Source organism: Candidatus Aquicultor sp. (assembly GCF_054640775.1).
In genome coordinates this window covers 1-4,935 of sequence record NZ_JBTSLF010000180.1, presented here as the reverse complement: position 1 = coordinate 4,935, position 4,935 = coordinate 1, and the positions used below count along the sequence as shown (strand labels likewise).

Annotated in this window: 6 protein-coding genes; 1 reads left to right on the top strand and 5 read right to left on the bottom strand. The window is 48.7% G+C overall.

What is annotated here, in order from left to right:
• The first annotated feature begins 33 nt into the window (after window positions 1–33).
• Window positions 34–264, top strand: a complete 231-nt coding sequence (locus tag ACYC56_RS12175; protein WP_461374450.1) for a two-CW domain-containing protein — start codon at window positions 34–36, stop codon at window positions 262–264.
• A gap of 85 nt (window positions 265–349) precedes the next feature.
• Here ACYC56_RS12175 and ACYC56_RS12170 read toward each other — a convergent pair whose 3' ends face one another.
• The 5 genes from ACYC56_RS12170 to ACYC56_RS12150 form a co-directional block, all read right to left on the bottom strand.
• On the bottom strand, window positions 350–1,252 hold the full coding sequence (locus tag ACYC56_RS12170) for a class I SAM-dependent methyltransferase (RefSeq protein WP_461374449.1): 903 nt from the start codon (window positions 1,250–1,252) through the stop codon (window positions 350–352).
• Between the two features lie 161 nt (window positions 1,253–1,413).
• Window positions 1,414–2,196, bottom strand: coding sequence for an ABC transporter permease (locus tag ACYC56_RS12165; RefSeq protein ID WP_461374448.1), 783 nt, complete (start codon window positions 2,194–2,196; stop codon window positions 1,414–1,416).
• On the bottom strand, window positions 2,183–3,106 hold the full coding sequence (locus tag ACYC56_RS12160) for an ABC transporter ATP-binding protein (protein WP_461374447.1): 924 nt from the start codon (window positions 3,104–3,106) through the stop codon (window positions 2,183–2,185). Before ACYC56_RS12160 ends, ACYC56_RS12165 begins: the two co-directional genes overlap by 14 nt.
• Before the next feature lie 56 nt (window positions 3,107–3,162).
• Window positions 3,163–4,416, bottom strand: a complete 1,254-nt coding sequence (locus ACYC56_RS12155) for a M24 family metallopeptidase (protein ID WP_461374446.1) — start codon at window positions 4,414–4,416, stop codon at window positions 3,163–3,165.
• 6 nt (window positions 4,417–4,422) lie between these two features.
• The coding region (locus ACYC56_RS12150) for a methyltransferase domain-containing protein (protein ID WP_461374445.1) at window positions 4,423–4,935 on the bottom strand (513 nt) is incomplete at its 5' end.

Genomic DNA, 4,935 nt, shown 5'->3' with positions numbered 1-4,935 from the left:
GATACTAAACCCATTACAGGAGGAATCGGTTATATGAACTGTTGGGAATTTACGAAGTGCGGTAGAGACAAAACCAGCGATTGTCCCGCATACCCCTTGAACGGAAAAAGATGCTGGCTTTCGGCGGGCACCCTCTGTGATGGGCAGATACAAGGCACGTTCGCCCAGAAACTTGGTAACTGCACAAGATGTGAATTTTATAAGTCCGTGAACGGTGAGCATATTCAGCAGCGAGTAATGGAGCTTGGCGGATATCGGAAATAGTAATACGACAACCCCGGCCATCGGTTCGCGCTGCCGCCCATCCGCAACTATGCACCCCTCTTATTTCAAGACTGCGCCTTGTGGTTTATTCTGCAACCACCACTTGCGCAAAGTGTACATGTTCGGACGCATTATAGGCATCCGTGCGTTCCTGGATGTCGGATGGGCTTAAGGTCTCTTGGAGACGCAAGCCTAGCCCTGCCAGGTCATCGGCAAGCGTGGATGGGTCAAAGCCGCCTTTCATCGGCTCACCTGCATTTCGTACAATCTCGATCCCCTTTTGCATGCGCTTAGATGATCTCTCGGGGTCGAATGCATCGGTATCATAGTAATCGAAAATGATGGTGCTGCCCGCAGCAGCGATGTCGCCGATCGCACGCAATGTGGCGAACACCTCGTCGCGGGTTAAGTACATGGTAACGCCCAGCCAGCTGAAGAAACTTAGGGCCTGTGGATCGTATGATGACCGCTTAAGCACCACTGCCAGATCATCCTTCGTGAAGTCCATTGTCACAAAGTGCAGCTCTTCAGGATGCTCCCATCCCAGTTCATCGAGACGTTGACGCTTATGCGCTTGCGTGGCGGGATGGTCGACCTCGAATACTCTAAGCTTCCCCGCCATCTCCGATTGGCGAAACGCAAACGTATCCAGCCCCGCCCCGAGAATTACATACTGCCCTACACCTTGCTCGACCGCTGCGGCAAGGCTGTCTTCCGTATACCGCGAACGGCTGAGGGTTGTTGAACCGTTATAATTTTGCATCACCCAGGCTAAAGCAGTCGCCTGGTCGGGACACGACGCCGCGCGCTCGGGGTCAAAGAACTTGAGAGACTCGGCCAAGTTGTACCCCAGATATGAGCGCTCCTCCTCTGTGAATAAATCATGGGCGAGAAAGTCGTCGAAAATCTTGGGGTCGTCATGTGTGGAGTGGTAGGCCCGTGCGAAAGCGGTTACCAGTGCAGTAACGCTGACTCGGTTCTCTTGCATAAAAATCCTCCCTTATAACGTGAAAAAACTATAACGCCTATTTTAGGCACTATAGTTATATAACACATTACAAGGTGAATAATAAGTATAGCATATATTAACTATTTTGTCAATCATGTATACCTTTCTAACGCCCGAAAGACTTTTATCCTGGGAGGCCTTTAACTGGCATGGTCTGCGTAGTTCCACCAGGCTACGGTTCCGAAGATTCCGATAAGGCCGGTGATGACGACCAGGAGATAGCTGGCAAAGCCGGGGCCGGCTATTTTGCCGATGTTGCTAACGAGGGCCGGGATCGCCCAGGGGAAGTAGTCTCCCCAGCCGATAATCACGGCAATCTGGGAGAGGAAAAACACGAAGAACAGAAAACCAAGCGCCGGAAAATAGCTTTTACCTAAATTAGCGGCAAGCGCCACGGGCCAGACCAGCAGGATGGTTAATAAAGAAACTACAAGATAGCGCGAAATCATATCGAGTAATAACTGGGTACTCCATCCCGGAAGGTCGATCACGAAGCCCAACAGTAAACCAACGGCAAATATAAGCGCTACTAAAAACAAAGACCAGAGAGTGATTATCGCAAATTTCGCCATGACGATGGTCGTGCGCGAGGTCGGCAATGCCAGTAAGTCCTTTAAGGTTTTGTTTATATATTCTCGTCCGAATATCCATGCCGCAAAGAAACTGAGTATGAATAAGCCCCCGGTGGCAACGGCCTGTGAAAGCAGCCCGAGATAGGCGTCCCAGTTTGCTACGCCGGCGGTCAGCTGGGCTTTTGCCCCGATAAGCCCGAGGTCTTTTGCTCTCTGTGGATCTTTTAGGATGATCATAAAGAATGCGCCCATGGCGGGCACGATCAAAAACGCAAGCAGTGTTATAACAGAGACCTTTGAACGTCGAGCCTTATTAAATTCGACAATTGCGGCGTTGCTAAAGCTGTTCATGGTTTCTCCCAACCTTGTTCAAGAAGTATTCCTCGAGGTCTTCCTTTTCGACATTGATTTTACTTGGGAAAAGTTGCCGGGCAGCCAGTTCTTTTGCCACTATCTCCGGCTGCTTGATTAAATTGATATCGCGTATCTCGACTTCCCCTAAGCTGTTGGTGCTCGCTTTATATCCTAGTTCTTCAATCGTGGTTATTAATTTTGACCGGTCAGGCGCATCTATTACGAGCCTTTCGTTCATTGTTTCGTTTAAGGCTTTGCTCTCGATCTCATCAACCAATGAGCCTTCATGTATTATGCCTATTTTTGTTACGAAACGGTGGATCTCACCAAGAATGTGACTCGATATAAATATCGTGACTTCTTCATCTCGTGCCAGCGATTGCAGTAAGTTTCTTATCTCGACGATTCCGGCAGGGTCCAGCCCATTAGTCGGTTCATCTAAGATCAATAAGGAGGGCTTATGAAGTAAGGCTTTTGCTATCGCGAGACGTTGATAATTGCCGAGTGAAAGATGCTTGGCTTTTTTATCCTTATATCTGGTGATATCTAACTTCTCCATTACCTCTTCTGTCGCATTTTTGTCGGATAGACGGTACAGCTTTCGAAAGGCTTCAAGATTCTCTGCCGCAGTTAGTTCCGGGTAGGCATTCGCTGTTTCTACAAGGAATCCGACTTTCGACCAGATGTTTATCGAATTGGGGGTTATCGTTTCACCGAAAAGCTCGACGCTTCCTGCAGTAGGCTTGATCATCCCTAACAGCATTCGAATCGTTGTGGTTTTGCCGGCCCCATTTAGACCGATAAATCCGTAGATTTCTCCCCTATTGATATGCAAATCTAAGGATTTGACCGCAGTGAACGACCCAAATTTCTTGGTTAACTCTTGTGTTTTGATTACTGTTTCCATAAATATATTGTACCGTTAAACGGATAGAGTGTATCGCTTGCAGGCAAATAGCTAGATTATTCGTCACTAACGTAGACGGGGGAGATGTTTATGATGTCGGAATTCTCCCCTGTCAGGCATTTTCCACCGGTTGGCGTCACTTCGAATGTGTTTTCGACGCCGACCATTCCCACGTTCGGAATGCCTATTTTCGGCTCTATGGCGAGAACCATACCCGCCTCAAGCGGCATATCGAAACCTTTGGCGATTACAGGATACTCATCCACAGCCAGCCCTATCCCATGCCCGACAAATTGTACCTTGTTTGCGCTCAGCCCCATAAACCCTTCGGACCAGCCGTGTTTCTCCGCTTGTGTGATGCTATGATGCCAGAGTTCGCTCGGCAATACCCCCGGTCTCAAATGCTCGGCAATCCAGTTCTGTAGTTCAACGCAAAACTCATGAGGGGCTTGTATGGACGGTGGGATGCTGTCCCGGTTGCCCAGCCAGTACACTTGCGTCTTATCTGTCTGGTACCCTTCGATGGTAAACCCGTTATCTATGGTCAAGGGCTGCCCTTCTTTCCACGCAATCTCACTTGAGCCCATATGCGGTACCGCAGGATGAACGCCGCGCAGGCCGACCGGGCCGTTAAAAACGCTCGGATAGTTAGCACTATCCCCGATTGTGATATGCCCCAGGTACACCTCTTCGCCATAGGTTTCCATCCTTAAAATGCCGTGATGTCCTTCTTGAAAAAAGAGGCCGGAGATCACGTGCGCTATCTCAAGTTCGGTCATTCCCTCTCGAAGGAGTGGGGGTAATTGTTCCGTCAAGCATCTTGCATGCTTTGCCCCCGCCTCTCTCAGTCTTTCTAATTCCCAGCCGGTTTTTATTCCGCGGGTCATGGATAGTATTTTATCGCCCGGCACATAATCGTACCCGGATACGTACTTAGAAAAGCTGCTTCCGAGGGCCCATGAGAGGCCGTTCATCTCGACAGCAAATGTCTTTGGTAAAGGGGAGCCCGCATCTCTAAGAGTCCCCTCGATATCTTTATAAGAGTAAAATGGAACGATCGTTTCTAGGGGAGATTCCAGCTTAGCCCGCTCGTATCCACGTCTGCATAAAAGAACGGGCGTACCCTCAAGCGGCAGCCAAAAGAGGCCGTTGCCGAATGTCCCGGTAAAGTAATAAATGTTTAACCGTGAAAACAGCATTATGCCTGCCGCCTGTGGAAGGTATCTCTCTAGAATGCTTCTGCAGCGGTCCCATCGTAGTTGAAGTTCTTGAAGCGGTAATCCTTTCAAGGCATCGTTCTCCTGTTTCATCGGATTCTATATTCTCCCTGAGATCAATATCATATTAGCGCAGGAAAAAAACTCGTTCTTCTCTGTTTTCTTGACGAGTTCATCATTCCAGCTATCCAATTCCGTTTTAGTTGCGATGTTGTTATCGAGGGCCTCTTTTGTTAACCATTGCTTGAAGGGTGTTTCATTAAAATCGAACATGAGTATAGGTTTGACCTCGACTTCCAAAATCGATATGCCGTTTCTTCTTAGCAAGCCATAAAACTGTCTTCCGGCAAAACCGCTTGGCCTACACCTTGTTCCAAAAAAGTACAATAACCGATCTGTTAGCTCATCATCATGATAGTCGATCGAGGCAGAACCCCAATCCGTGTCGGCCAAAACGATCATCCCGTTTTCTTTTGCGACCCGGGCCATCTCTCTTAAAACGCTTTCAGGATCGATTTCCTGAGGTAATACTTGAAACAGCCTCTCGGCTCTCACGACATCGAAGTGATTATCGGGGTAGGGGATCGAGCGCACATCTGCGTATGTAAACTC